This is a genomic window from Candidatus Pelagibacter sp. RS39, assembly GCF_002101315.1.
Lineage (GTDB): Bacteria > Pseudomonadota > Alphaproteobacteria > Pelagibacterales > Pelagibacteraceae > Pelagibacter.
Genome location: NZ_CP020777.1, coordinates 42,627 through 69,117, shown reverse-complemented (window position 1 = coordinate 69,117; position 26,491 = coordinate 42,627). Strand labels below are relative to the sequence as shown.

Genomic DNA, 26,491 nt, shown 5'->3' with positions numbered 1-26,491 from the left:
TCAGATATTTTTTTGAATTAGAGATTTTAATAAGATTATGTGATCATCATTATCATTCAAACATGGCACCATATCAAAATTTTCTCCACCAGATTCTAAAAAACTCTCTTTTCCTTGAATTTGTATTTCCTCTAAAGTTTCTACACAATCTGAGGAAAATCCTGGACATATAGCTAAAACATTTTTTTTACCCTCTTTAGGTAAACTCTCTAAAGTTTTGTCTGTATAAGGTTGAAGCCACTTCTCGGGGCCAAATCTAGACTGGAATGTTGTCTTAATCTCAACTGAAGTAAATTTTTCTGATATCAGTCTCGTTGTTTTATGACAATAACAATGATAAGGGTCACCTTTATCAAAATATTTTTGTGGTATTCCATGATAAGAAGCTAATATCAAATCCGGCTTCCAATTTATTTCTTTAATTTTCTTATTCAAAGAATTTACAAGTGCTTCTATGTATAAAGGGTTAGATTCATAATGTGGCACTATTTTTAATGAAGGTTGCCATCTCATCTTCATAAGAGTTCTGTATACTTCATCACAGACGGTTGCGGTAGTTGCTGCTGCGTATTGAGGATAAAGGGGTAGAATTATTAAATTTTCGCAGCCCATTTCATGAAGAGTTGCAATTTTACTTCTTATGCTTGGATTTCCATATCTCATTGCGTAATCTATTATGAGGTTTTTTTCTGAAATTGTGCTTGAGAGCTTCTCCGCTTGTTTTTGGGTATAATACAAAAGTGGTGAAATGTTTTTATCTTTCATCCAAATTTCTTTGTAGGCTTTTGCTGTTTTAGAAGGTCGAAAAGTTAATATAAAAACATTTAAAATAAACTGCCAAATTATCGGGTTAACCTCGATTACTCTTCTGTCTGATAAAAATTCTTTAAGATATTTTCTTATGTCTAGCCAACTTGTTGAGTCGGGCGTTCCCAAATTTATTATTAAAGCTCCAGTTTTACCAAAATTTACTGGTGGGTGTTCGTTTTTATTTTCCATTAATAATCTTTCACAGTTTTCACTAAATAATCCATCATATTTGGATCTGTTTCTGGCAAAATACCATGTCCCAAATTAAATATATATGGGTGATCTTTAAATATATCTAAATATTTTATTGCCTCTTTTTTTAAATTTTCTTTGTCAGAAAGTAAAACTTTTGGATCCATTCCGCCTTGCACAGGAATTTTAATTTCTTTATTAATTTTTATTGGATCGACCTCATAGTCAATACAAATTGTATCTGGTTTAACAATTTCACAATAATCTTTATAATTTTTTATTCCTCTCGGAAAACAGATAACAGGCACGTTTAACGATTTAACATAGTTAACCAAGCTTAATGTAGGATTATATATATAATAAGTTAAATCTTTTTCTTTTAATAGGCCAGCCCAACTATCAAAAATCTGAATTATTTGAGCCCCGTTATCAATTTGATTTTTAATATGTATTTTTAAAAATTTGTCTAAAATTTTTAAAACTTTATCAATTAAATACTTATCTTCATAAAAATTATCATTCAAATTTAATTTTGGTGATTTTTTATTTAACATGTAAACCAATAAGGTCCAAGGTGCTCCTATAAAACCTATGGTAGTTTTATTTTTAGTGTGTTGAGAATTACTAACTAATTCGATTAATTTATAAATAGGTGAAAGTTTTTCAACAAAGTCAGCTTCTTTAACATCAGATATTTTTTCTAAGTCAAGATTGCCAAGCAATGGACCTATATTTTTTTTAAATTCAACATTTTGATTTAAACCGTATGGTAACATTAAAATATCAGAGAAAATTATTGCTGCATCTAAATTAAATCTTTTCAAGGGTTGCAAAGTAATCTCACTAGATAATTTTTCATTAAGACAAAGTTTGATAAAATCTGGATTTTGTTTTCTTATTTCTCTAAATTCGGGCAAATACCTTCCTGCTTGTCTCATAATCCAAATCGGATTAATATTACTTTTTTTATTTACTATTACTTCCTCGATTGGAGACATATTAATAATTAAATATAATTGGTAGTAATGTTAGTATAACTTGTGAATATTGGTGATTAAATTTAGTGAACATTTTATAAACAATTTATTAACATTTAAGACTTAAATTTTATTAAATATATACGTAAAATTGAAGCTTATTAACTAAATACATTAAATGATCATTAAAGATTTTAACGTGTTTGATATTGTTAATAAAAGTATTGTTTTACAACGTAAATTTAAAATTATGAAAAATGTCCAATATGATAAATATAATACAAATTTATACACATTTTATACATGAGTAATTTATACCAAATTTATTTAATATCAGATGCAACTGGTGAAACTCTAGATCGTATATTTATAGCTATTAAAGCACAATTTAAAAATATAAATTACAAAGTACACACTTATTCCTTTACTAGAACAGAAAACCAGATTTTAAAAATTTTAGAAAACGCAGAGCAAGAAAAAAACTCAATAATTTTATATTCGATCGTTGATAGCAACTTAGCAAAATATCTTGCTAAAAATAGTGATATGAAAAAAATCCCATGCTTTGGAGTGTTGGGTGATCTAATATTAAGTTTTTCTAAACTTTTAAACCAAAAAGCCTCACACCAACCAAGTGGTCAATATGCTCTAGATGAAGACTACTATAAAAGAATTGAGGCGATTCAATTTACAATGAATCATGATGACGGTAATCTTGTAAAAGAAATAAAACAATCTGATGTAATCTTATTAGGAGTTAGTAGAACAAGCAAAACTCCTACAGCTATTTTTTTAGCAAATAAAGGCCTAAAAACATCCAACATTCCCTTAATAACAGAAGATTCTATTCCAGAGATTTTAAAAAAAAATCCAAAAACTTCATGTGTTGTGGGATTAAACACCGAACCAGAAAGGTTAGTAGAAATAAGAAAAAACAGAATGAACTCTCTTAAGGAAAATACCAATAAACTTTACACTGATTTAGAACAGATAAAAAAGGAAGTGGACATGGCAAAAAATACCTTTAAAAAATATAAATGGCCATCAATTGATGTAACTAGAAAATCTGTAGAAGAAACGGCAGCTTCAGTAATTAAAATATACGAAATTTTTAAAGAAAATGCTTAAAATTATTCTTGCTTCTCAAAGCAAAGTTAGAAAGAAAATTCTTGATGAATACAATATTTTGAATGAAGTTAGACCATCAAATGTTGATGAAGATGTTGTAAAGTCGAGTTTATTAAAAGAAGAAGCTTCACCAGAGATAATATCCAAAAATTTAGCTGAATTAAAAGCCAACAAGATAAGCGGGAAATATAGTGATAATTTAGTTTTAGGCGCTGATAGTGTCATCGATTTAAACGGAGAACTAATATCAAAACCGGACAATAGAGAAGAAGCTTTAGAAATTTTAAGAAAACTTAATGGCAAAAAACATTATTTAATTAGTTCAGTATGTATCTCTAAAAATGGATCTATGGTATGGAATCATACAGATAGGGCAACTTTGACAATGAAAAAAATGAAAGATGATGAGCTTAAAAATTACCTAGCCAAAATTTCTGATGAGGCTTTATATGCTTATAATGTTTATCAAATAGAGGGTGAGGGAAGAGATTTATTCTCAAGTATCGATGGAAATGAAAATACAATAATGGGACTTCCAATTGAAAAAATTAAAAAATATTTAGATAATTATAAATGAAAAAATATCTTGTAATTGGAAATCCTATCGAACATTCACTTTCACCTAAATTACACAACTATTGGTTTGAAAAAAATAATATTGATGCAAATTATGACAGAAGAAAAATAGATAAGAACGAAATTCAAGAGATTATTAATGAAATTAAGGATAATAAATTAGATGGAATAAACGTTACTGTTCCTTTTAAAACCGATGTCATTCCTTTTTTAGATACGCTTAGTGAAGAAGCTCAGATTACTCAATCTGTTAATACCATTTATATGCATGATAAAAAACTAGTAGGTCACAATACCGATATTAAAGGTTTTGAATTAAGTCTAAAAGATACTCAATTTGATTTAAATAATAAATCAATATTTATTTTAGGAGCTGGAGGTGTAGTGCCTTCTATAATTTATGCTTTAGAAAAATTGGGTGTTTCTAAAATATCAGTAAGCAATAGAACAAAGGAAAAGGCTAAAGACTTAAAGAAAAATTTTCCAAACATAGGCTTAGTTGACTGGGGGGACCAAGCAGAATTTGATATGATTATTAATGCTACCAGTTTGGGTTTAAGCAAAGAAGATGAAATAGGTTTAAATTTTAAAAATATGAATAAAGAAAAGCTATTTTATGATGTTATTTATAATCCAAAAGAGACAAATTTTTTAAAAACTGGGAAAAGCTTAGGCTGTCAGGTTTCTAATGGTAAAATGATGTTTATTTATCAGGCTTTTGAAGCATTTAAACTATGGCACAAAGTTAAACCAAAAATTGATGACGAATTAAAGAATTTTTTAGATTTATGAAAAGAATAGGTATTTTAGGCGATATAGGATCTGGTAAATCTTATATAGCTAAATGTTTTGGTTTTCCTGTATTTAATGCAGATTTAGAAGTTGCAAAAATCTATAAAGAAAACAAAAAGGTTTTTCAAAAATTAAAAAAAGAACTTCCGCTTTATTTCGATTCTTTTCCGATTAAAAAAAAAGAAATTATTGATGCAATTCTATCTAACAAGAGGAATTTAAAAAAGATTATTAAGATTGTTCATTATGAAGTTAGAAAAAAAATGAATAATTTTTTAAAAAGAAACAAAGATAAGAAAATTGTAGTCTTAGATATTCCTCTTTTATTGGAAAATAAGATTAATAAAAAAAACGATATATTGATTTTTGTTGAGTCTAAGAAATCAGAAACCTTCAGAAGATTAAAGAAAAGGAAAAATTTCAACATGAAAATACTAAATAATTTTCAAAAGATTCAACTTTCACTTGATTTAAAAAGAAAGAAGTCTCAATTTATAATAAAGAACAATTTTAAGAAAAATTCTGTTAAAACAAGAGTAAAAGAGATTATAGAAAATTTAATATGAGGGAGATTGTTTTAGACACAGAGACAACTGGTATTTCAGTTAAAGAGGGACACAGGATTGTAGAAATCGGATGTATTGAATTAGATAATTTAATACCAACAAAAAATAAGTTTCACTGCTACTTAAATCCAGAAAGAAAAGTTTCTGAAAAAGCTTTTGAAGTACATGGATACTCAGATAGTTTTTTATCTGATAAAATGAAATTTAAAGAAGTAGCTGATGATTTTCTTAAATTTATTAAAGATAAAAGATTGATAATTCATAACGCAGAATTTGATTTATCTCATTTAAATAATGAACTTAAAATTCTTGGAAAAGAAAAAATTGATAATGAGATAGTAGACACGCTATTGTTAGCTAGAAATAAATTTCCAGGCTCCCAAATTAGTTTGGATGCTTTATGTAAAAGATATAGGATAGATAATTCCAAAAGGGTCCAACATACTGCGCTTATCGACTGTGATTTGCTAGCTAAAGTTTATATAAATTTGATAGACCAAAAAGAACCAACTTTAGATTTTAAAAATAAAGAGGAAGAGGTTTCAAAATTAAATACTGAAAAAGTTATCTACTCTAAAAAGGTTATTAAACCGTCGCCTGAAGAGCTTAAAAATCATCAAATTTATCTTAAGACTTCTCTTAAAAAAAACTTTTATTAATTAAATCTTTCTAAATAAAGTTTTGTAAAATCAATCTTTTTTTCTAATTTGATGTTAGGATATCCAGAATTATGCATCATATCTAAAAATGATTTTTCTAAATCTGGATAAACTGAATTAGGAACATCACATAGAACAATTTTTTCTAGATCTTTTTTTTCTTTAATGGTTTCATCAATTTTTACCGCTGCTGCGTAAACAATCTCAAAATGAGATTTTTTAACTTGTGTATCTTTGTGTTGAAATTTTAATGTTATATTTACCTCGATCATTTTATTTTTAAGGGCTATTGATTTGATATCGATATCTAATTGATATTTACCCATGTTATTTCCTGCGGATATGTAAGTTTCAACATCTGGTGTTTCACTAGACATATCTTTTATGTATTTTGCTAAAATTTTAAATTTTTCTGTCATTGTCATCTTCTATATCTTCAAATTCTCCCTCAATAAAATTACTTTTTTTCGTCTCTTTATTTTCAAATTTTTTGTTTAATCTTCCTAATATTAACCTTCGTGTTATTGGGATGATTAAAAGAAAGCCAACCAAGTCAGTTGCAAATCCTGGTATGATCAACAGAACAGCTGCAAATGCTATCGCTGCACCAGAAATTAATTCGTGGGCGGGAATTTGATTTTTAATTATTTGTGTCATTCCAGACCTTAGAGTGTTAATTCCTTCGTATCTGGCATAGTACACTCCCACAACTGCAGTAAAAAATACCAGAAATATAGTAGTAAAAGCACCTATTTGAGACCCGATTTTTATAAAAAGGTAAATCTCTACAATTGGGATTAAAATAACAGCTAAAAGTACTGTGTTCATTTGTCTTTAATGTAATTGTTAGTTGAAATTAATCAACATAGTAATTAAGTTCAAATTATGAATTATAGTTTTGAATATATAGATATTATTTTATTGGCAATGATTGCTGGTTTCATCTTTTTAAGACTCAGAGGAATCCTAGGAAAAAGAACAGGTTTTGAGGGAAAAGCTTCACCTCAGTTTGAGGAAATTATGAAAAATATAAATCCTGAAATGAAGATAAACAAAAAAAATGATTTCGATGAAAATGCCAAAAAAGACTTCTTAAAGGGTGCTAAAATAGCATACGAAACGATCATTACAGACTTTGGTGATAGTGACAACAAACTGACTACAAGCAAACCTTTGTTAAGCAATAAAATTTATGATCAATTTAACACGGCGCTTAAAGAAAGAGGTAAAAGAGGCCATCTTGCAGAAATTACTTTTATTGGAGTAAATTCTGCAAACATTAAAGAGCATAAGTTTTTAGGAAAAATTTTACAGGTAACCGTAGAATTTGTAGGTGAAGTAATAACTTGTATCAGGGATAAAGATAAAAAAATTGTTTCTGGAGACCCAGAAAAAATTAAGAAGATTTATGATACTTGGGTATTTTCAAGAGATACAAGTACTAATAATCCAAATTGGCAGTTAGTAGATACTCTTTCCTAATTGAACAGTAATATTTCAGATAAAGACAAAAAAGATTGGAAAGACTTTCTAGAAAAGAAAGAGAGATTACCAAATAAAGATTTAGAAAAAAAAGAGAATAAATTTCATATTACTAAATCATTAGATCTTCATGGTTACACACTTGATGAAGCAAACAAAAAAGTTGAAAGTTTTATAACTGATTGTTTTGATCAAAAGGTATCTAAAGTTATAATAGTTACAGGTAAAGGACTACATTCTCAAAATGATAAAGACCCATATATTTCAAAGAAATTTGGTATTTTAAAAAATTCTGTTCCTGATTTTATTAAAAATAATTCTAGCTTAATGAAAAAAATAAAAACTATAACTGATGCCGAAATTGAAGATGGTGGCAGTGGGGCTTTTTATATTTTTTTAAAAAAGAAATTATAAAATAAATTTTGATAGATCTGTATCTTTGACAAGATTATCAAGATTTTTGTTTATATATTCTTTATTTATTGAGATTTTTTCACCAGATCTGTCAGTTGCAGTGAAACTAATTTCATCAAGAATTTTCTCTATTATTGTATGTAATCTTCTAGCACCTATATTCTCAACAGTTGCATTTACCTCGGAAGCAATATTAGCGATTGCATCAATTCCATCTTCAGTAAACTCGAGTTCAACATTTTCAGTTTTTAATAAAGCCACATACTGTTTAATTAAACTAAAATCTGGTTCTTTAAGAATTCTTTTGAAATCCTCACTTGATAAAGCCTCTAGCTCAACTCTGATTGGTAGTCTACCTTGTAACTCAGGAAGTAAATCAGAAGGCTTGGCTAATTGAAAAGCACCAGATGCTATAAATAATATATGGTCAGTTTTAATAGGTCCATATTTTGTATTAACCGTTGTTCCCTCAATTAAAGGTAATAAATCTCTCTGCACACCTTCTCTAGATACATCTCCACCAACCCTGTCTGTTCTTCCAGAAATTTTGTCTATTTCATCTAAGAAAACTATCCCATTGTTTTCTGTGGAGATTTTTGCAGCTTTAATTATTTTATCTTGTTCAATTAATTTATCAGACTCGTCATTTATCAAAATTTCATGAGATTCTTTTACTGTCATTTTTTTCTTTTTTTCCTGCTTGCCCATAGACTTTCCAAGCATCTCTCCAATATTAATCATTCCTACATTAGCACCAGGCATTCCAGGAATTTCAAATGATGTACTATTACCACCACTTCCACTAACAGCTATTTCTATCTCGTTATTATCTAGATCACCATCTCTAAGTCTTTTTCTAAAACTTTCTCTTGTAGCCGTACTTGCTTTTTTACCAACTAAAGCGTCTAATACTTTTTCCTCAGCTAATTTTTGAGCTTTTGCGTAGACCTCTTTTCTTTTTTTAACTTTTTCCATTGAAATTGCTATTTCAATTAAATCCCTGACAATTTGTTCTACATCTCTTCCAACATAACCCACCTCAGTAAATCTAGTTGCTTCAACTTTTACAAAAGGAGCTTCTGCTAGTTTTGAAAGTCTTCTTGAAATCTCTGTTTTTCCAACACCCGTTGGACCAATCATTAAAATATTTTTAGGTAAAACTTCATTTCTCATTTCACCTTTTAAAGCTTGTCTTCTCCATCTGTTTCGCAAAGCAACAGCAACTGCTCTTTTAGCTTTATTTTGACCGACAACAAACCTGTCTAATTCGGAAACAATTTCTCTTGGTGACAAGGAGCTAACCAATGAAGCTTCCTCTTTTTGTTGATCTCCTTTAGGATGTAATTGAGTTACGTTTGATTTATCCATTATATTTTTTCAACTTTGACATTTTCATTTGTAAATACGCAGATATCGGCTGCAACTTTTATAGCTTTTTTTGCAACTTCTTCTGCTGAAATATTACTTTCCATTAAGACTTTTCCTGCAGCTAAAGCATAATTACCACCAGAGCCAATACCAATAACATCTCCTTCAGGCTCTAGAACGTCACCAGTACCTGAAATTATATAACTATTGTTCTTGTCACCTACAGCCATTAGTGCTTCTAATCTTCTTAGATATTTATCAGTTCTCCAATCTTTAGCTAATTCGACAGCAGCTCTAGATAAATTACCTGCATGCTTTTCTAATTTTCCCTCTAATCTCTCAAACAATGTTAAAGCATCAGCTGTTGATCCAGCAAAACCAGCTACAACATCTCTCTTTTCAATTTTTCTGACTTTTGAGGCAGTGCTTTTTACTACAGTATTGCCCATACTTACTTGCCCGTCACCAGCTACTACCACTTCGTTGTTTTTTCTAACTAACACAATCGTTGTCATAGCTTATAAATGGATACTAAATTTGATACTTCAAGCCCAGGTTTAGTATTATTGCCATAATTGAATAATATATGTATACCTGTTTTTAATTATGAAGCGTAAAGGCAAAATAAGCCGGAAAACAAAAGAAACAAGCATTAGTGTTGATTTAAATATTGACGGTAAAGGTAAATACAAAATTGACACAGGAATAGGTTTTTTAAACCACATGCTTGAACAACTATCTAAGCATTCCTCAATAGACATGAGTATAAAAGCTAAAGGAGATACACATATTGATTTACACCACACAACTGAAGATACAGGAATTGCTATTGGTGAAGCTTTAAAAAAAGCTTTGAAAAAATCTGTTGGAATCAGAAGGTATGCTCATGCGATGATCCCAATGGATGAAACTCTATCACGTGTTGCAATTGATATTTCAAATAGACCTTATTTAATTTGGAAAGTTAATTTAAAAGTAGAAAAGCTCGGAGAGATGGATACAGAACTTTTTAAAGAATGGTTTCAAGCGTTTTCTCAAGCTGCTGGTATTACTCTACACGTTGAAAATATTTATGGGGACAATAGTCACCACATTATTGAGTCTTGCTATAAAGGATTAGCAAGGTCTCTAAGAACTGCATTAGAAATAGATCCACGGAATAAAAAAACTATTCCCTCTACAAAAGGTTCTTTATAAGTTTAATGAACGTCACAATTGTTGATTATAAATCGGGCAATATAAGCTCGGTAATAAACTCTTTTAAAGAAGTTGCAAAAGATAAAGTAACTATCGAGGTTACCTCAGATTTGAATAAGATAAAATCAAGTGACAAAGTAGTTTTACCAGGGCAGGGCTCATTTAAAAGTTGTGTAGATGCCTTGAATAAAATTAAAGGTCTCACAGATACTTTAAATGAATTTGCAATAACTAATAAAAAACCTCTACTTGGAATTTGTGTTGGTTTGCAGATGTTTGCAGATGTTGGTTATGAAGAAACTGAAACTAAAGGCTTAGGATGGATTTCAGGAAAAGTTTCAAAAATAGATAATCAAAATGGAATATTTAAACTTCCTCATATCGGTTGGAATCAAATCAATATTGTCAAAGATAGTAAAATTTTTAAAGATATAGAAAATAATTCTCATATGTATTTTGTTCATAGTTATGAATTTGTACCAAATGATAAAAAAGTGATTTCAGCTACAACAGATTATTCATCAAATATTGTTTGTTCTGTTGAAAAAGAAAATATCTTTGGAACCCAATTTCACCCCGAAAAGAGCGATAAGATAGGACTTAAAATAATTAGTAATTTTATAAACTTATAAAATGATTTGTATTAAAACAGATATTCCGAGTGAATTAAATGAAATAGATGATGAATTAAAAGCAATTTATCATAGCAAGGATACTGTTTGTTTTTATATATTTAAATCGCGAGATCTAAGAAATGAGTTTATAGAAAAAACCAAAGGTATGAATAAAATAGAAAGAGAAGAAATTTATAAGGAATATTCAAAATGAAAATATTTCCAGCTATAGATATTAAAGACAAAAAGTGTGTAAGATTAGTTAAAGGAGATTTTGATAATAAAACTGAATATGAAATGTCTCCAGTTGATCAAGCAGGAAAATTTAAAGATCATGGATTTAAAAATTTACACATAGTTGATTTAGATGGTGCTTTAAATGGTGAAACAGTAAATTTAGATATTATTCAGGATATAGTTGGTAAATATAATTTAAAAGTTGAAGTAGGTGGTGGTATTAGAAGTATTGATAGTATTCAAAAATATATTGATGTTGGTGTTGAGAAAGTAATTTTGGGGAGCGCTGCTATTAAAGACAAAAATTTTTTAAAAGAATCATGTGAAAAATTTCAAGATCATATTGCCTTAGGTTTAGATGCCAAAGATGGATATTTGTCAGTATCTGGATGGAAAGAAAATTCTAACCAACTGACTTTAGAGTTTTTAAAAGAAGTCAACGACTATGGTGTTAGTAGATTGATTTATACTGATATAGATAGAGATGGTATGAAACAAAGCCCAAATTTTGAGGAAACATCAAAAGTTGCAGAAATGTCGAAATGTCCAGTGATTATATCTGGCGGAGTTTCATCAATAGATGATATCAAGAAAGCAAAGAAGTTAGAAAATGTTGAGGGTATAATCGTTGGTAAAGCTATTTATGATGGTGATATAGGATTAAAAGAATTAGTAAAAGAAGATGCTTAAAAATAGAATAATACCTTGTTTAGATGTAAAAAATGGTCGTGTTGTTAAGGGTATTAACTTTGTTGATCTAAAAGATGCGGGTGATCCTGTAGAACAAGCCAAAATTTATAGCGATGGTGGAGCAGACGAAATTTGCTTTTTAGATATTACTGCCTCAAATGAAAATAGAAATACTATTTATGATGTAGTCGAGAAAACTTCAAAAAAATGTTTTGTACCACTAACTGTAGGAGGTGGTGTTAGAACTGTTGAAGATATTAACAAATTACTTAATTGTGGGGCTGATAAAGTTTCCATTAACACTGCGGCAGTTGAAAATTCAAAAGTAGTTGTAGATAGTTCAAAAAAATTTGGGTCTCAATGTATTGTAGTTGCAATCGATGCTAAAAAAAATGGAGATAAGTGGGAAGTGTTTACTCACGGAGGAAGAAATAATAGTGGTATTGATGCATTGGAGTATGCTGAGCAAATGGAAAAAAATGGTGCAGGGGAATTATTAGTAACTTCTATGGACAGAGATGGAACTCAAGTAGGTTATGATATTGATCTAATGTCAAAAATTTCATCTAAAGTAAATATTCCAGTTATTGCATCTGGCGGCGTGGGAAATTTAGATCACCTAGTGGATGGAATTAAATTAGGTAAAGCGAGTGCAGTTTTGGCAGCTTCAATATTTCACTATGGAAAATACTCGGTAAAAGAAGCCAAGGATTATTTGGACTCAAAAGGAATACCTGTTAGAATTTAATATGCTTAATACTTTAGAAAGCTTATTTAATCTTGCAAGAGAGCGGAAAAAAACTCCAGTAGATGGTTCTTACACTAATAAATTACTTAGCGATAAATCATTGAGCAAAGAAAAGATCCTAGAGGAAATCAATGAACTTATTGAGGCAGTAGAAAAAAATTCAAATAAAATTCATGAAGCAGCTGATGTTTTTTATCATTTGATAATGTATCTAGAAGCAAATGATGTGAAAATTGAGGATGTAATGGAAGAACTCAATAAAAGAAAAAAATGAGTTACGATGATAATAATATATTTGCTAAAATCTTAAGAGGGGAAATTCCCTGTAAAAAGATTTACGAGGATGATCACGTTTTATCATTTCATGATATTAACCCACAAAAAAAGATCCATGCGCTGGTCATACCTAAAGGAAAATATATTGACTTTGATGATTTTAGTCAAAAAGCTTCTCCAGAGGAAATGGTGGGTTTATTAAAGGGTATTAGTCTTGTTGCAAAAAAACTTGGTATATCAGTTGACACCGGAAAAGGTTATCGCGCTTTAGCTAATATATCTGAACACGGTGGTCAAGAAGTACCTCATTTACATTTTCACCTTTTTGGAGGTGAAAAAGTTGGAAAGATGGTGGAGTGAGCACTAAAGTTGAAAGAAATTACTTAGAAATCAATTCACTTAAAGACTTAAAAAAATCTAAATTCTCTCCAGAAGACTGTTTAATTGATCTTAGTGATCCAGCAGATTTTCAAATAAATAAGTTTTTCTATAAAAGTATTGGCAAAGAACATCGATGGACAGATCGGTTAGTTTGGACAGATAAACAATGGATCGAATATATTTCTGATCAAAAGGTAAAAACTTATATTCTTAAAAAAGCTAACGATATGGCTGGGTATTTTGAACTTATTTTCCATGAGGAAAAAAAAGAGACAGAAATTGCTTATCTTGGTTTACTCAAAGAATATCAAAATAAAAAATTAGGCTCTTTCCTTTTAACATCAGCTATAAAAAATTCTTTTTCTGAAAATACTAATAGAGTTTGGGTACACACTTGCTCTTTAGACCATAAAAATGCATTAAATAATTATATTTCAAGGGGCATGAGAATTTATAAAACGGAGTCTATTTCGATTTAATTTTGTTGAGGTAAATTAAATAAATTACTATTTAATTTTTGATTTCTTTTAACCGAATCTAAAAAAGTGATACTAAGATTTTGATAAATATCTGTAGTTTGCCAACCAATCAAATCAAGAGTGTTATAATCAAAGAAAATATTCACTTCAAAATCTTCTTCAAAAAACTTAAAATTTATAAATTTTTTATCCAAGATTCTTTCATCTAAATTTTTGATTTTATTAATTAAAAATTTTTTATTTAATATTAAATTTAATGGTGTTCGTTTAAGGGGATATAAGTAATAGCTACTATTAGTTTTTATGACTATGGATTTTCCATTGGAAACTAAAATTTTGTTATTTTTTAAATTATATTTGCAAAATATCTTTTGAGGGTATGAAAGAGCACAATGACCATTTTCTGTTTTACCGTTAACGTTTTGCTCAAAGTTAAATGTTAAGTTATTAGTGGTTTCTAAGTTTTGAATAATCTTTTCTTTAATGTTCGCTGAAGCTTCAACAATTGAAAATAAAAGAAATAAAAAAATAAACCTATTCATCATTAAAGAACATCACGTTTTCCTACATGATTGGCTTTACTCACAATTCCCTCTTCTTCCATCATATCAATTATTCTTGCTGCTCGATTATATCCAATTTGTAGTTTTCTCTGTAAAAAAGACGTTGATGCTTTCCCTTCAGATTTTATTATTTCTACAGCTGTTTGATAAAGTTCATCTTTATCACCCATATTTTTGGATCCATCGCCTATTTCTTTTTCATCCGCAAAATTAAGAATTTCGTCCACATAATCTGGTTCTGCTTGAGATCTTAAAGAATTGTTTATATTTTCAATCTCATTGTCAGATACAAATGGGGCATGTATTCTCACAACTCTATTAGCAGATGACATGTATAACATATCTCCTTTACCTAATAATTGTTCAGCACCTTGTTCTCCTAATATGGTTCTACTGTCTATTTTAGATGTCACTTGGAAAGATATTCTTGTAGGAAAGTTTGCCTTAATCGTTCCTGTAATTACGTCAACACTCGGTCTTTGAGTAGCCATGATAATGTGTATGCCAGCTGCCCTTGCCATTTGAGATAATTTTTGAATATAGTTTTCAATTTCTTTTCCTGCAACCAACATCAAATCTGACATTTCATCGACTACTACGACTATATAGGGCATTGGAAGTTTATGTTTTGAATTGTAACCATCTATATTTCTAACTCCTTCTTTAGTCATAAGTCTGTATCTACTTTCCATCTCTTTAACCACCCATCCTAAAACTGAGGCAGCTTTTTTCGCTTCAGTTATCACCGGACACAAAAGATGAGGCACACCTTCATATGTTGATAGTTCAAGCATTTTAGGATCAATTAAAATAAATTTACATCTCTCAGGAGTATGTCGGTAAAGCAGTGATAATATTATTGTGTTGATGCAAACCGATTTTCCAGATCCAGTTGTTCCAGCTATTAATAAATGAGGCATTGAGGATAAATCACCAACTATTGGATTTCCAGAAATACTTTTACCTAAAGCGATCGGTAATTTAATTTCTTTTTTCTTAAAGTCGGAGTTATTTAAAATCTCACTTAAGTAAACATTTTCTCTTGATGAATTAGGTAGTTCAATTCCAACAGTGTTACTTCCTGGAATGGTTGAAATTCTTGCTGACTCAGAACTAGTATTTCTCGCGATATCGTCAGATAGATTTATAATCTTCGAAACCTTTACACCAGCAGCAGGTTCAAATTCATTCAATGTAACAACTGGTCCATGACTTATTTTTTTGATTTTTCCATTAACACCAAAATCTAATAATATTTTTTCTAAAAATTCAGGATCGCTTGATTGGTTTTTTTCAGAATTCTCTCTTTCCTTTTTAGACGGAATTTTAAGTAAATCTAGGCTAGGCAATTTAAATTTTTGTATTTCAGTTTTTTTTATTTCGTCAGCTTTTATAAAAGGTAGATCTTCTTGGATTAAATTTTTAATTTCTTCTTGTGGAATATATTCATTAATAACCTCACTTTTGTCTGTATAATTTTTGTTACTTTTAGGATTGAGAAAATTAATTTTTTTAAGAACATTAAAAAGTTTCTTTGGACTAAAATTTACACTAAGAAAAAAAAGGCTGACTATTAAGATGATTAAAAAATAATAGGATATATTTTCGTTTAAACTTAATAAATTTTTGAAAAAATTTTCATTTAAATAGTTTCCTATAAAACCCCCGTTTCCGTTAATAAAAAGGGCAAAAGCAGTATTATAAAAATGGTTTAAAAATATTGTTCCAAAAATTGAATATAAAATTGAATAAAAAATGTTTTCAATTATTAAAAAAAAATCCTTTCTTAAAATGATATTTATACCAGTAAAAATTAGAGTTAATGAGACTAAATAAGAGATCAAGCCAATTGATTGAAAAAAAATATCAGAAATATAACTTCCCCTAAAACCCAAAAGATTTCTGATTTCTGTATTCTCAGGAAATATAAAATTTGGGTCATCCGGAGAATATGAAACTAATGAGACAAATAAAAAGATACCAGCAGATAATATCAGGAAACCAAATATTTCTGTTAGCCTTTTAGCAATAAAAATAAGAGTTATATTAACAATTTTTTTTACGTTCATATTAAGTGAATCAAATTTATCACTTTGTATCATCTAATTTTTCTTGTTAAAATTAAATTTATTATGAAAGTCTGTATATTGGGTGATAACCTTACTAGCTTAGCTGTGGCAAAAGCCTTAGTTAAAAAAGAGATATTTGTTGATTTATTTAATAAGAAAAAAAACACTAAAATAGATACTAATCGTACAATTGGAATTTCAAAATCAAATATTGATTATTTTAATAGGGAAATATCAAATATTAAAAAAATGTTGTGGCCAATTAAAAAAATAAAAATTTTTACAGAAAACTCTAACAATAAAGAAATTTTAAAATTCGAGGATCAAAAGAACAATCTCTTTTCAATCTTACAGAATCAAAAAATATTTAATCAACTAACTATTGAACTTAAAAAGAATAAATTTTTTAAATCCAAAAAATATGTAAAATATAAAAAATCTGTTAATTTAGGTTACAATTTGATAATCAATTGTGACACCGGAAATGAAATAACAAAAAAATATTTTTCAAAAAAATTTGAAAAAAAATACAATAGTATTGCATTCACAACAATTATAGATCATAAAAAATTATCATTTAATAATGAAGCAACACAGATTTTTACAAATGATGGCCCGATAGCATTTTTGCCAATATCGAAAGACAAGACTTCAATTGTTTATTCTGCAAGAATAAAAAAAAATAAAACTGAATTAGAAATTAACAAAATAATTAATAAGTTTAATCCAAAATATGAAATTAAGAAAATTCATAAGATTTCAAAATTTGAATTAAAATCAATAAATTTGAGGGAATATTATAAAGATAACATTTTAGCTTTTGGAGATTTGTTACATAAACTTCATCCTTTAGCTGGTCAAGGTTTTAATATGTCAATTAGAGATATTAAGGAATTTTTAAAAATAGTTGATTATAAAATAAAGCTTGGTTTACCTATAGATCAAAGTGTATGTGTTGAATTTCAGAATAATGTAAAAAGTAAAAATTTTGTTTTTTCGGAAGGAATTAATTTTATCTATGAATATTTTAATTCTGAAAATAAGATCGGAGAGGATTTAATTGACTCAACAGCTAGATTAATTGGACAGAATAAAATATTAAACAAATATTTTAAAAATATCGCTGATATGGGTTTACAAAATTAATTTATTGAAGAGTGGTATTATCAAATTGATCGTAAGTATAAGTGTTTAAAATTTCAGAAATTTTTGTTTTTCTAATTTCTAGATTTTTAGCTTCTAATAAAACTTGTTTTTCCTCCAGACTAAATGGTGATGTCATCGCTAGAGCGTTTATTGTTTCGTCTAAACTTTGTTTTTCTAGAGCTTTCCAATTAATGATAAATCCTCTTTTTTCAAATAAAGTTTTTAAATCTTTGAAAATAAGTTCCAAATCAGAAAATTTTAAGTTTTCTTTTTTTTCTTCTAAATCATCTAAAAAATTCTCAAAATTTATCTCAAATTCTCTATACTTTTTATTTGAATCTATTTCTTTTTTGATTTCAAATCTAATTACACCCTTTAGGTCAATTAAATATCTTCCATCATCAGCTTCTTTGAAGCTTGTAATTTTACCTAAACAACCAACTTTATGAAGTGAAGGTAATTTATTATCATCGAAATTCTTTGTGATTTTTGGTTGAACCATGCCTATAAACTTATCTGCTTTCATACTATCATTGACCATATCTATATATCTTGGTTCAAAAATGTTTAAAGGCACTGTAGTTTTAGGAAAAATTATAAAATTACTGAGCGGAAAAACAGGTATAGTTTTTGGAAGTTTCATAATTTATTAAATATATATTAATAATATAAAAATAATTAAAAGATAAAAATATGATAATTTGGCTCGCTTCTTATCCTAAAAATGGAAACACATGGTTAAGATCGTTGATAAGTGCTTATTATTATACAAAAGACGGCATTTTTCTTGGTGATAATCATTTAAAGAATATTCAACAGTTTCCTGTAAAAAAATATTTAGAAAGTTTTGATTATGATTTATCAATACCAGGAGATACTTCGAGATTATGGGTCTTAGCGCAAGAAAAAATTAATGAAGACCGAAGGATAAAATTTTTCAAGACACATAATGCTTTAGTGAAATTGGGAAATTATGATTTTACAAATCGAGCTAATTCACTTGGTGGAATTTATATAGTAAGAGATCCTAGAAATGTTTTAGACTCCATGTCCAGACATTTTCAAATCGATCACGATAAAGCTTTAGAAGTGATGCAAGATAAAAAAAACTTTACTTATGATTTTAAGAAGAAAAAGGATTATAGTGATTATCAATTTATAAGTTCTTGGGAATTAAATTATCAATCTTGGAAAAATAACAACTTATTACCAACAAAATTTTTAAAATATGAAGATTTATTGTCAGAAACTTTTTTTGTATTTAAAGAGATAATAGAATTCATAAATAAACTAACAAATGATAAAAGTGGATTCAGTAGGGAAAAAGCTAAAAACGCTGTTAACACTACTTCTTTTGAAAACTTAAAAAAAATAGAAGAAACAAATGGGTTTAGTGAGTCTATTATCTCACGAGAAGAAAAAAAAAAGATACCTTTTTTCCATTTAGGTCCAAAGAATAATTGGCAAGAAAACTTTGATAAAGAATTTGTTAAGAAATTAAATAATATTTTTAAAAAGAATTTAATTGAATTAGATTATAAATAACTTAATTTCTTGAAATAATAATTTACTTTCTCTATATTAAATTATATTGCGGGCATAGCTCAGTGGTAGAGCGTCTCGTTGCCAACGAGAAGGTCGAGGGTTCGACCCCCTTTGCCCGCTCCAAAATTTAAATTGTCTGTAAATGAATATTGAAAATATATTTAATGACATAAGTTTCAAAGTTAGTCCAAAAGATGATTATAGATCTTCTTATAAATTTAGATTTATGAAATCTTTTTATAAAATTTTTAAAAAAGAAAAAAATTACGTTTTTGATAATTGTATTATAAACAAAGAAAAGATTGATTTAGATTTAAGAAAAGAATTAATTAAGATAGATAGCATGTCAACATACGCTATTGGATACTTGATAAACAGAATATGTAAAAATTTATCTAAAAATCAGGTTTACTTAAATATTGGATGTTGGAAAGGCTTTTCCTTAGTTGCAGGGATGATTAATACCCAATGTAAAGTAATTGGTGTTGATAATTTTTCTCAATTTACAGGACCAAAAAATGATTTCATTAAAAATTTTGAAAATTCAAAAAAAAGTAATCATTTTTTTTTTGAGCAAGATTATGAAAAATATTTTGAGTCTTTAGACCATACCAAAGATAAATTTGATTTTTATTTTTATGACGGAGAACATTCTTATAATAATCAATTTAAAAATTTAGAAATAGCTGACAAATTCTTAAATATTGGTTCTGTAGTATTAATTGATGACATAAACTTTGATGAAGTCTATGAGGGTACATTAGACTTTATAAACAAAACTAAATCTAACTTTAAAATCATAAAAGAGATAAAAACTGCTAATAACCATTGTCACCCAAGTTTTTGGAATGGAATAATGATATTAAAAAAAGTATAATTTTTATTTATGAGTGATTTATTAGAAAAAAAATGTGTTCCTTGTGAGGGTGGTGTTAAGGCTTTTGATATTTCTGAAATTCATAAATATCAAAAAAAAGTAGATGGCTGGGAAATTGTTCAAAATGATAAAAAAGTTTATCTTTTGGAAAAAAAATTTGAGTTTAAAAATTTTATAGAAAGTCAAAAATTTGTAAATGAGGTAGGAAGAGTCTCAGAGAACGAGGGGCATCATCCAGATATTATGTTTGGATGGGGATATGCTAGGATTAATATTACAACTCATGCTATCGAAGGTTTATCTGAAAACGATTTTATATTAGCTGCTAAAATTGATAAAATTATTAATGTCTAAAATGACGAGTTTTCGAAAAAATCAAAACAGTATTTGTTTCGTTAGCAAATTTTATAATTTCCTTATCTCTTATTGATCCAGCAGGCTGAACTATTGCACTAACTCCTGACTGAACTAGTTTTTCTACCCCATCAACAAATGGAAAAAAAGCATCTGATGCAGCTACAATATCATTTTTGATTTTTGAAAACTTGTTCATTTTGTCTACTGCAATCTTACAGCTGTCCAATCTACTGGGTTGTCCTGATCCAATGCCAATAGTAGATTTATTACTAGCAAGAACGATTGCATTTGATTTTGTATATCGACAAACATTAAATGCAAACATTAAATTATCAAGCTGAGATTTACTTGGTTGTTTTTTTGAAACAATTCTAAAATCTTTTTTTGAAAAAATCTTTTTATCTTCTGATTGCATAAGTGTAAAATTATCTAAAGAGTTGAATTTCCATACTTCACTGAATGAAATTTTTGAGGAATCTATCAGCCTAAGATTTTTTTTTGATTTTAATATTTTAAGAGCCTTTTTATCAAAACCATTGGCCACAATTACTTCAAGAAAAATTTTATTTAGCATAAAAGCGAGTTTTTGAGTGACCTTATAGTTACATGAAACGATACCACCAAATGCACTTATTGGATCGGTTTCTAAGGCAGATTTATAACTTTCTAAATTATTTTTTAAAGCCGAGACGCCACAAGGGTTTCCGTGTTTGACAATAACTGTACCAGTATTTTTTGGTAGTGATTTTGAAATGGTAAGTGCAGCAAAAATATCACTGTAATTATTATAACTTAAAGTTTTTCCATGTATTTGTTCTAATTTATTTTTTATGTTTTGAGAATAAAAGGCACCTAATTGGTGGGGATTTTCTCCATATCTAAGTTTTTCTACTAAATTAGTATAAAGAATTTTTCTTTTAGGGAAATTAATATTGTAAAACTTATTAAAATAATTAGAAATTACAGCATCATAATACGCAGTCTCACCAAATGCTAATCTAGACATTTTTTCTCTAAATTTAAGTGAAGTGCTACCTTTGTTTTTCTTTAATTCATTTATAAGTTCTGAATAATGATCAACAGATGTTATTACAGTCACATCATTATAATTTTTTGCAGCAGCTCTAACCATAGTTGGCCCGCCAACATCAATATTTTCTATTATTTTTGAATGATTCTTAGTTTGTTCAATTGTTTTTTCAAATGGATAGAAATTAACTATTACTAAATCAATATTCTCAAAATTATTTTTTTTAATATCACTAGAGTGAGATTTGTTACTCCTTTTGTTTAAAATTCCAGCATGTATTTTTGGGTGTAAAGTTTTGACTCTTCCATTAAGTATTTCCTTAAATCCTGTAAAATCTGAAACATCTAAACATTTGAATTTAAGTTTCTTAATTGCTTTAAATGTTCCACCAGAACTAATCATTTTGATATTATTTCTACTCAATTCTTGTAATAAAGGCTTAAGATTAGATTTATCAGATAATGATATTAAAGCTGATCTAATTTTTTTCATTATATCTTTTTAATTTCCCATCTAACGTTCTCTTCATTATTATTTAATATTCCAGATATAAAAATATTTTGGTTCTCAATATATGAATTTTTATTACCGAAGTATAATCCATTATCAATATTAATTTCATAATTATCACAAGTAAATTTCCAACCCTCATCTTCCAATTCTATTAAAATGGATTTATTATCTTGAGTTTTCATTAATTTAATATTTGGTTCTAAATGAAATCGAATATCAAACTTTAAATTATGATTATTTTTTTTTCTAATAATCTTATCATTTCCAACAAATTTCATTTGCTCAGGAAAAAATTCAATATTTCTCTCATGAATTGATTTAAATTTTTTCAAATATCCATCATGAGCAGCATTGATTTTCCAATAATTTTTCTCACACACAGAATTTCTTTGAGTAATTTTTAAACCTGTTTTTAAAATCAACTCATCTTTCTTTTTTGTAAATTTGCATGAGGAATTATCGTCAATTATTAATGTACTGTGTACGGCAGAAGATTTTGATATCTCATTAAGGTTTTGATTATTTTTTTTGTAATAACCACAATTAGTTATAAGCTTTCTTCCATTTGAAATTATTTCAAATGAAAGAGCACCCGATTGATAATCGTGAGTATACTTGGAATTCGGTGAAGATCCTGCATCCATTGCTAAACAAATTTTTTTGTTTTTTAAGATAATATATCCACCATAATCTTTGTTTTCATTTTTAAATTTATAACCAAGCCTCTTAAGATAATTATCTAAATCATAAGTATTAGAATTATTATTCCCATTAAACAAAAGATCTGTAGCTATATTTTGTCTTATAAAAGCATAACCTTGTCCAAAGTAATAAATATTTTCTTCTATGTGATCTGGAACTTCAACTTGAGCTTCTTTAAACCATTCTCTTATAAGAACAAAATATTTTAAAAAAAAAATTAACTGTTTTATATTTCTTGATCTTGTAAAACCTTGATTATCTATTGAGGAGACAGTAATTTTCTTTAGAAAACTTAATCCAATCTCTAAATAGTTTTTATTAATTTTGTAACATAGTCCTGTTAGAATTATTGCTGTGCAACCAATTACTTTATTTTCTAAATCTTTAGAGTTTTTTATCTCATTTAATAAATGATTAGTTTGTTTTTGAATCATGTGATCAAATATTGATCTATATTCTTTATCATTATCGTCATAAGTAAGCTGGTGATTAGATAGACAAGAGATAATACGTTTAGCAGTCATATCAAATTCCCAACTTTCTTTTTTGAAGTGACTATTATTGTTTATCCAATTAGTTATAACTTTTTTCACAGAATTTTTTGAGGATTTAAGGTCAAGACTAAACAACCAAAAAAAATTATTCAATTTTTTAAAATCTCTAGATTTAATTTGATTATTCCAAACTGTCTCTAGTTCAAAATCCTCAATTTTATATTTTTTGTTTTGGTATTTGATTATTGATGAAAGTAAGTGAGGACTTGGTTTGTATATGAACTCATTATCAAAAGTTTTAGAGATTTTCTTTTCGTAGAAACTCGAATTTTGGTAAATATTTCTGAATTTTTTTTTTATTATGTCTGTAAACTCACTTAAGGTTTCAAAAAATCCATCTAACAGCATTCTACACTTCTTTAAGTGTTTCTATATTTTTTTTAATGTTTCCGTTGTTTTCTTTAAATATTGTAGTTCCTGATACAAGAATATTTGCACCTGCATTTATTACATCCTTTGAATTAGAAAAATTTATCCCACCATCCACTTCAATATCGTATTTATAATTTTTATCATCTTTAAGTTTTTTTAATAATTCAATTTTTTTAATAACTTCAGGAATAAATTTCTGACCTCCAAAACCTGGATGTACACTCATGACTAAAATCAAATCTACATTTTCTAATTCATTTTCTATTATGTTGACCTCAGTATTTGGATTTAGAGAAATACCAACCTTTTTTTTAAAACTTTTAATATGTTTTATTGACTCTGCCAAATTATCAGTAGCTTCCGGGTGTATAGTAATTATATCAGCTCCTGCATCTGCAAAATCCTTTATATATTTGTGAACAGGTGAAATCATTAAATGCACATCAAAAGTTAATTCTGAATATTTTCTAAGAGCCTTAATGACTGGAGGTCCAATAGTTAAATTGGGAACGAAATGACCATCCATTACATCAACATGTATCATATCGGCTCCCGCATCCTCGAGTCTCTTAATTTCATTTCCTAATTGACTAAAGTCAGCAGATAATATCGAAGGAGAAATTTGTATTTTTTTCATTGGTTATCAAATTAACTAGTACCAAATTTTAAAATCTAATTTAATTAAAAAATTGATAAATTTGTCTTGAAATCTCACTTTCTAATGGAAATGATAACATACCCATCACTGAGTATCCTAAAACCCAAGGCATAAAGTAAAACCTTATCATGAAGAAAAACCAAGCGACATAAAGAGGTACGATTGGTTGTATGATAAAAGATGGAGTTATGGGTTTGAATAAGTTGATCAAAGGATTGGTAAATTTAACAAAGACCCTCATGAAAAAAAATTGAGAATCCTCCCTTTGAAAAATATTCATTGCAACCCTTCCAATCAAAGTCCACATGATTACCCCAAGAATATAGTCAATTATATATACTAAAGGATGAAAGTTAGCCGACATTAAGAAATTTATATTGGAAAAAGATCGAAATTAAAAGGGGCGAAATTAATCGCCCCTTAAAAAGATTATTTAGTGTTGTTTGCCAAGGATCGATTTACCAGCTGGTACACGAACCTCATCAACCATTTTCTGCGTTGCAGCGTTTGGTGCTTGAGTCATTAAACTCACTACAACCATTGCTACTAAGCTGACAGCTGAACCGAAGATACCAAACGTTAACTGAGTAATACCTAAGAATCCACTTCCGCCTGTTCTTACCCAAATTAGGTAAGCAGCACCAGAAACTAATCCTAAGAACATACCAGCAATAGCACCCTCTTTGTTAGCTCTCTTCCACCATACACCAAGTACAAGTGGGAAGAATAGTCCTGACATCGCAAAGTCAAAAGCCCAGATTACTGAACCTAAGATACCTTGGATCTCAAGAGCTGCGATTGTTGCTCCTGCAAAACCAATTACTACAAGTAATACCCTTGCAACAACTAGTCTCTTCGCAGTCTCAGCTTTTGGATCGATGATCTTATAGTAAACATCGTGTGAGATTGCGTTTGCAATTGCTAAAATCAAACCATCGGCTGTTGACATGGCAGCAGCCATACCTCCAGCAGCAACCAGACCTGAGATTACATATGGTAATCCAGCTATTTCTGGAGTTGCTAACACAACGGCTTTACCACCCATGAAAAACTCGTTTAATTCAAGAGTTCCATTTCCGTTAAAGTCGCTTACAAACATTAAGTTTGCTTGGTTCCAGTTTTGATACCAATCTATCGATTGAACTTCAGCTATTGATTTACCGATAATACCTGTTGGTAGTGACGGATCAATCAATGACAACTTAGATAGTGTCGCTAACATTGGAGCAGAAGAATAAAGTAGGAAGATAAAGAATAATGACCAACCTACTGATTTTCTAGCTGCTTTTACACTTGGAGTAGTAAAATATCTCATCATAACGTGAGGCAATGAAGCTGTTCCCATCATCATCGCTAACGCTAATGAAATAAATGCCCAAGGTGTTGCGTTCACCGCTGAGTGAGCTTTAGTTATTCCAGCCAAACCTTTTGGCACTTCTTTTAGATTTTCAGCAGAGTTTTTAACAAAACCAAACTGAGCCTCTAATTCAGCTATTCTAGAAACTTCATCAGCTAACATGAAGTGAGGGAAGAAACCCGCACCCATTTTGTTACTGATCCAGAATACTGGTAATAAGTAAGCTATGATTAGTACGATATACTGAGCTACCTGTGTCCAAGTTACCCCTCTCATACCACCAAGCATTGAACAAAGTAAGATACTTACAAGTCCAACGTATACAGCGTATTGGAATGGAATATCAAGTGCAACAGATGCAATTGTACCTGTGGCGTTAATTTGTGCAGTCACGTAAGTAAATGAAGCAACAGTTAATACCACTACCGCCATAAATCTACTTAAATTACCACCGTATCTTGTTCCTATAAAATCTGGAACTGTGTAACAGCCAAATTTTCTTAGGTATGGTGCTAATAGTGATGCAACTAATACATATCCACCAGTCCAACCTACAAGTAGTGCCATATAACCGTAACCTTTAAAGTAAATACCACCTGCCATTGCAACGAATGATGCACCAGACATCCAGTCTGCTGCTGTCGCCATTCCGTTGAACACGGTTGGTACTTGTCTTCCAGCTACGTAATACGCATCAGCTTGAGCTGTACGTGATAGATAACCAATTATAGCATAGATGGCTACCGTGAAGGCAACGAAACAAATACCAATTGTTTTCGCTGTCATACCCATCTGCTCGGCAATTGACATAATGATTATGAAAGCTAAAAAACCACCTGTATAGATTCCATAAACCTTAGGTAAATTGTCTATAAAATTACCTTTTATCATTAGTCATCTCCTCTTTCACTGAAGCCGAACTCTTCATCAATTTTTTCTTGCCTGTTCGCAAACCAGAAAATCAGTAATACGAAAATTCCAAGAGAACCTTGACATGTGAACCAATAAGTTAACGGATAACCAAATGGTCCCGTAACTTCGTTCATTTCAGCCCCGAATAGGAAGATGCCAATTGAGAAAACAAACCAAATTGCTAACGTCATCATTAGCAAACCCTTGGATTTTTCCCAGTGTTGTTCTTGTTTTGACATTTATACCTCTC

General features: G+C 28.9%; 34 protein-coding genes and 1 tRNA gene. 20 read left to right on the top strand and 15 right to left on the bottom strand.

Annotated elements, in window-relative coordinates:
* Entirely contained in the window at window positions 1–999 is a 999-nt protein-coding gene (gene hemH / locus B5L73_RS00430) for a ferrochelatase (protein WP_085146717.1), read from the bottom strand.
* A complete protein-coding gene (hemE, locus tag B5L73_RS00425) occupies window positions 999–2,000 on the bottom strand; it encodes a uroporphyrinogen decarboxylase (RefSeq protein ID WP_085146715.1) in 1,002 nt (333 codons plus the stop codon). The genes hemH and hemE overlap by 1 nt, the downstream gene beginning before the upstream one ends.
* A gap of 282 nt (window positions 2,001–2,282) precedes the next feature.
* Between hemE and B5L73_RS00420 the strand changes: the two genes are divergently transcribed.
* The 5 genes from B5L73_RS00420 to dnaQ are packed head-to-tail and all read left to right on the top strand — an operon-like array spanning window position 2,283 to window position 5,700.
* Window positions 2,283–3,107, top strand: a complete 825-nt coding sequence (locus tag B5L73_RS00420; RefSeq protein ID WP_085146713.1) for a pyruvate, water dikinase regulatory protein — start codon at window positions 2,283–2,285, stop codon at window positions 3,105–3,107.
* Complete coding sequence (locus tag B5L73_RS00415; RefSeq protein WP_085146711.1) at window positions 3,100–3,684, top strand: Maf family protein; 585 nt, start codon at window positions 3,100–3,102, stop codon at window positions 3,682–3,684. Before B5L73_RS00420 ends, B5L73_RS00415 begins: the two co-directional genes overlap by 8 nt.
* Window positions 3,681–4,475, top strand: coding sequence for a shikimate dehydrogenase (aroE, locus tag B5L73_RS00410; protein ID WP_085146709.1), 795 nt, complete (start codon window positions 3,681–3,683; stop codon window positions 4,473–4,475). The genes B5L73_RS00415 and aroE overlap by 4 nt, the downstream gene beginning before the upstream one ends.
* Window positions 4,472–5,041, top strand: a complete 570-nt coding sequence (coaE, locus tag B5L73_RS00405) for a dephospho-CoA kinase (RefSeq protein ID WP_085146707.1) — start codon at window positions 4,472–4,474, stop codon at window positions 5,039–5,041. Before aroE ends, coaE begins: the two co-directional genes overlap by 4 nt.
* A complete protein-coding gene (gene dnaQ / locus B5L73_RS00400; protein ID WP_085146705.1) occupies window positions 5,038–5,700 on the top strand; it encodes a DNA polymerase III subunit epsilon in 663 nt (220 codons plus the stop codon). Before coaE ends, dnaQ begins: the two co-directional genes overlap by 4 nt.
* Here dnaQ and B5L73_RS00395 read toward each other — a convergent pair.
* Window positions 5,697–6,119 carry a protein-export chaperone SecB gene (locus tag B5L73_RS00395; RefSeq protein ID WP_085146703.1) on the bottom strand — a complete coding sequence of 141 codons (423 nt, stop codon included), beginning with the start codon at window positions 6,117–6,119 and terminating at the stop codon, window positions 5,697–5,699. The genes dnaQ and B5L73_RS00395 overlap by 4 nt on opposite strands.
* Entirely contained in the window at window positions 6,103–6,528 is a 426-nt protein-coding gene (locus tag B5L73_RS00390; RefSeq protein ID WP_085146701.1) for an FxsA family protein, read from the bottom strand. The genes B5L73_RS00395 and B5L73_RS00390 overlap by 17 nt, the downstream gene beginning before the upstream one ends.
* Window positions 6,529–6,585: 57 nt before the next feature.
* On the opposite strand from B5L73_RS00390, the gene B5L73_RS00385 reads away from it, so the two are divergent.
* Together B5L73_RS00385 and B5L73_RS00380 are read left to right on the top strand one after the other, a co-directional pair.
* Window positions 6,586–7,182 (top strand): Tim44/TimA family putative adaptor protein, encoded by a 597-nt coding sequence (locus B5L73_RS00385; protein WP_085146699.1) that lies wholly within the window; start codon window positions 6,586–6,588, stop codon window positions 7,180–7,182.
* Window positions 7,183–7,596, top strand: coding sequence for a Smr/MutS family protein (locus B5L73_RS00380; protein WP_085146697.1), 414 nt, complete (start codon window positions 7,183–7,185; stop codon window positions 7,594–7,596).
* On the opposite strand, the gene hslU is transcribed toward B5L73_RS00380, so the two are convergent.
* On the bottom strand, window positions 7,591–8,964 hold the full coding sequence (gene hslU / locus B5L73_RS00375; RefSeq protein WP_085146695.1) for an ATP-dependent protease ATPase subunit HslU: 1,374 nt from the start codon (window positions 8,962–8,964) through the stop codon (window positions 7,591–7,593). The two genes, B5L73_RS00380 and hslU, sit on opposite strands and share 6 nt — an antisense overlap.
* Window positions 8,964–9,479 carry an ATP-dependent protease subunit HslV gene (gene hslV, locus B5L73_RS00370; RefSeq protein ID WP_085146693.1) on the bottom strand — a complete coding sequence of 172 codons (516 nt, stop codon included), beginning with the start codon at window positions 9,477–9,479 and terminating at the stop codon, window positions 8,964–8,966. Before hslV ends, hslU begins: the two co-directional genes overlap by 1 nt.
* Window positions 9,480–9,570: 91 nt before the next feature.
* On the opposite strand from hslV, the gene hisB reads away from it, so the two are divergent.
* Genes hisB through B5L73_RS00330 form a run of 8 tightly spaced genes read left to right on the top strand, consistent with a single transcriptional unit; the run spans window position 9,571 to window position 13,586 of the window.
* On the top strand, window positions 9,571–10,161 hold the full coding sequence (gene hisB, locus B5L73_RS00365) for an imidazoleglycerol-phosphate dehydratase HisB (RefSeq protein WP_085146686.1): 591 nt from the start codon (window positions 9,571–9,573) through the stop codon (window positions 10,159–10,161).
* Window positions 10,162–10,166: 5 nt separating this feature from the next.
* A complete protein-coding gene (gene hisH, locus B5L73_RS00360; RefSeq protein WP_085146684.1) occupies window positions 10,167–10,793 on the top strand; it encodes an imidazole glycerol phosphate synthase subunit HisH in 627 nt (208 codons plus the stop codon).
* A gap of 1 nt (window position 10,794) precedes the next feature.
* The gene (locus tag B5L73_RS00355; RefSeq protein WP_085146682.1) at window positions 10,795–10,989 is read left to right on the top strand and encodes a hypothetical protein; all 195 of its coding nucleotides are present in this window, start codon (window positions 10,795–10,797) and stop codon (window positions 10,987–10,989) included.
* Window positions 10,986–11,702 carry a 1-(5-phosphoribosyl)-5-[(5-phosphoribosylamino)methylideneamino]imidazole-4-carboxamide isomerase gene (gene hisA / locus B5L73_RS00350; RefSeq protein WP_085146680.1) on the top strand — a complete coding sequence of 239 codons (717 nt, stop codon included), beginning with the start codon at window positions 10,986–10,988 and terminating at the stop codon, window positions 11,700–11,702. Before B5L73_RS00355 ends, hisA begins: the two co-directional genes overlap by 4 nt.
* Window positions 11,695–12,450 (top strand): imidazole glycerol phosphate synthase subunit HisF, encoded by a 756-nt coding sequence (gene hisF / locus B5L73_RS00345; protein WP_085146678.1) that lies wholly within the window; start codon window positions 11,695–11,697, stop codon window positions 12,448–12,450. Before hisA ends, hisF begins: the two co-directional genes overlap by 8 nt.
* Window position 12,451: 1 nt before the next feature.
* The gene (gene hisE / locus B5L73_RS00340; protein WP_085146676.1) at window positions 12,452–12,724 is read left to right on the top strand and encodes a phosphoribosyl-ATP diphosphatase; all 273 of its coding nucleotides are present in this window, start codon (window positions 12,452–12,454) and stop codon (window positions 12,722–12,724) included.
* Entirely contained in the window at window positions 12,721–13,086 is a 366-nt protein-coding gene (locus tag B5L73_RS00335) for a histidine triad nucleotide-binding protein (RefSeq protein WP_085146673.1), read from the top strand. The genes hisE and B5L73_RS00335 overlap by 4 nt, the downstream gene beginning before the upstream one ends.
* Window positions 13,083–13,586: a GNAT family N-acetyltransferase gene (locus tag B5L73_RS00330; RefSeq protein WP_085146671.1), complete on the top strand. Its 504-nt coding sequence runs from the start codon at window positions 13,083–13,085 to the stop codon at window positions 13,584–13,586. Before B5L73_RS00335 ends, B5L73_RS00330 begins: the two co-directional genes overlap by 4 nt.
* Here B5L73_RS00330 and B5L73_RS00325 read toward each other — a convergent pair.
* Both B5L73_RS00325 and B5L73_RS00320 read right to left on the bottom strand, forming a co-directional pair.
* Entirely contained in the window at window positions 13,583–14,131 is a 549-nt protein-coding gene (locus B5L73_RS00325; protein WP_232309661.1) for a LolA family protein, read from the bottom strand. The genes B5L73_RS00330 and B5L73_RS00325 overlap by 4 nt on opposite strands.
* Complete coding sequence (locus tag B5L73_RS00320; protein ID WP_232309660.1) at window positions 14,131–16,251, bottom strand: DNA translocase FtsK; 2,121 nt, start codon at window positions 16,249–16,251, stop codon at window positions 14,131–14,133. Before B5L73_RS00320 ends, B5L73_RS00325 begins: the two co-directional genes overlap by 1 nt.
* Before the next feature lie 30 nt (window positions 16,252–16,281).
* Here B5L73_RS00320 and B5L73_RS00315 point away from each other — a divergent pair, with 30 nt between their 5' ends.
* Window positions 16,282–17,364 carry an FAD-dependent monooxygenase gene (locus tag B5L73_RS00315; protein WP_232309659.1) on the top strand — a complete coding sequence of 361 codons (1,083 nt, stop codon included), beginning with the start codon at window positions 16,282–16,284 and terminating at the stop codon, window positions 17,362–17,364.
* A 1-nt stretch (window position 17,365) separates the two neighbouring features.
* Here the strand turns inward: B5L73_RS00315 and B5L73_RS00310 are convergent, their stop codons facing one another.
* Complete coding sequence (locus B5L73_RS00310; RefSeq protein ID WP_085146666.1) at window positions 17,366–18,007, bottom strand: LON peptidase substrate-binding domain-containing protein; 642 nt, start codon at window positions 18,005–18,007, stop codon at window positions 17,366–17,368.
* A 50-nt stretch (window positions 18,008–18,057) separates the two neighbouring features.
* On the opposite strand from B5L73_RS00310, the gene B5L73_RS00305 reads away from it, so the two are divergent.
* The 4 genes from B5L73_RS00305 to B5L73_RS00290 all read left to right on the top strand — a co-directional run bounded on the left by B5L73_RS00305 (window position 18,058) and on the right by B5L73_RS00290 (window position 20,140).
* Entirely contained in the window at window positions 18,058–18,909 is an 852-nt protein-coding gene (locus B5L73_RS00305) for a sulfotransferase domain-containing protein (RefSeq protein WP_085146665.1), read from the top strand.
* A gap of 48 nt (window positions 18,910–18,957) precedes the next feature.
* Window positions 18,958–19,032: transfer RNA gene (locus tag B5L73_RS00300), tRNA-Gly, on the top strand.
* 19 nt (window positions 19,033–19,051) lie between these two features.
* Window positions 19,052–19,786, top strand: coding sequence for a class I SAM-dependent methyltransferase (locus B5L73_RS00295; RefSeq protein WP_085146663.1), 735 nt, complete (start codon window positions 19,052–19,054; stop codon window positions 19,784–19,786).
* 9 nt (window positions 19,787–19,795) lie between these two features.
* Window positions 19,796–20,140 carry a 4a-hydroxytetrahydrobiopterin dehydratase gene (locus tag B5L73_RS00290; RefSeq protein WP_085146661.1) on the top strand — a complete coding sequence of 115 codons (345 nt, stop codon included), beginning with the start codon at window positions 19,796–19,798 and terminating at the stop codon, window positions 20,138–20,140.
* On the opposite strand, the gene purH is transcribed toward B5L73_RS00290, so the two are convergent.
* The 6 genes from purH to B5L73_RS00260 all read right to left on the bottom strand — a co-directional run bounded on the left by purH (window position 20,130) and on the right by B5L73_RS00260 (window position 26,480).
* Complete coding sequence (purH, locus tag B5L73_RS00285; protein WP_085146659.1) at window positions 20,130–21,665, bottom strand: bifunctional phosphoribosylaminoimidazolecarboxamide formyltransferase/IMP cyclohydrolase; 1,536 nt, start codon at window positions 21,663–21,665, stop codon at window positions 20,130–20,132. The two genes, B5L73_RS00290 and purH, sit on opposite strands and share 11 nt — an antisense overlap.
* A complete protein-coding gene (locus tag B5L73_RS00280; RefSeq protein ID WP_085146657.1) occupies window positions 21,665–23,290 on the bottom strand; it encodes a heparinase II/III family protein in 1,626 nt (541 codons plus the stop codon). Before B5L73_RS00280 ends, purH begins: the two co-directional genes overlap by 1 nt.
* A 1-nt stretch (window position 23,291) precedes the next feature.
* On the bottom strand, window positions 23,292–23,951 hold the full coding sequence (gene rpe / locus B5L73_RS00275) for a ribulose-phosphate 3-epimerase (RefSeq protein ID WP_085146655.1): 660 nt from the start codon (window positions 23,949–23,951) through the stop codon (window positions 23,292–23,294).
* Window positions 23,952–23,991: 40 nt separating this feature from the next.
* The gene (locus B5L73_RS06550; RefSeq protein WP_085146653.1) at window positions 23,992–24,336 is read right to left on the bottom strand and encodes a hypothetical protein; all 345 of its coding nucleotides are present in this window, start codon (window positions 24,334–24,336) and stop codon (window positions 23,992–23,994) included.
* A gap of 69 nt (window positions 24,337–24,405) precedes the next feature.
* Window positions 24,406–26,220, bottom strand: a complete 1,815-nt coding sequence (locus B5L73_RS00265) for a sodium:solute symporter family protein (protein ID WP_085146650.1) — start codon at window positions 26,218–26,220, stop codon at window positions 24,406–24,408.
* A complete protein-coding gene (locus B5L73_RS00260; RefSeq protein WP_085146648.1) occupies window positions 26,220–26,480 on the bottom strand; it encodes a DUF4212 domain-containing protein in 261 nt (86 codons plus the stop codon). Before B5L73_RS00260 ends, B5L73_RS00265 begins: the two co-directional genes overlap by 1 nt.
* Window positions 26,481–26,491: the final 11 nt, after the last annotated feature.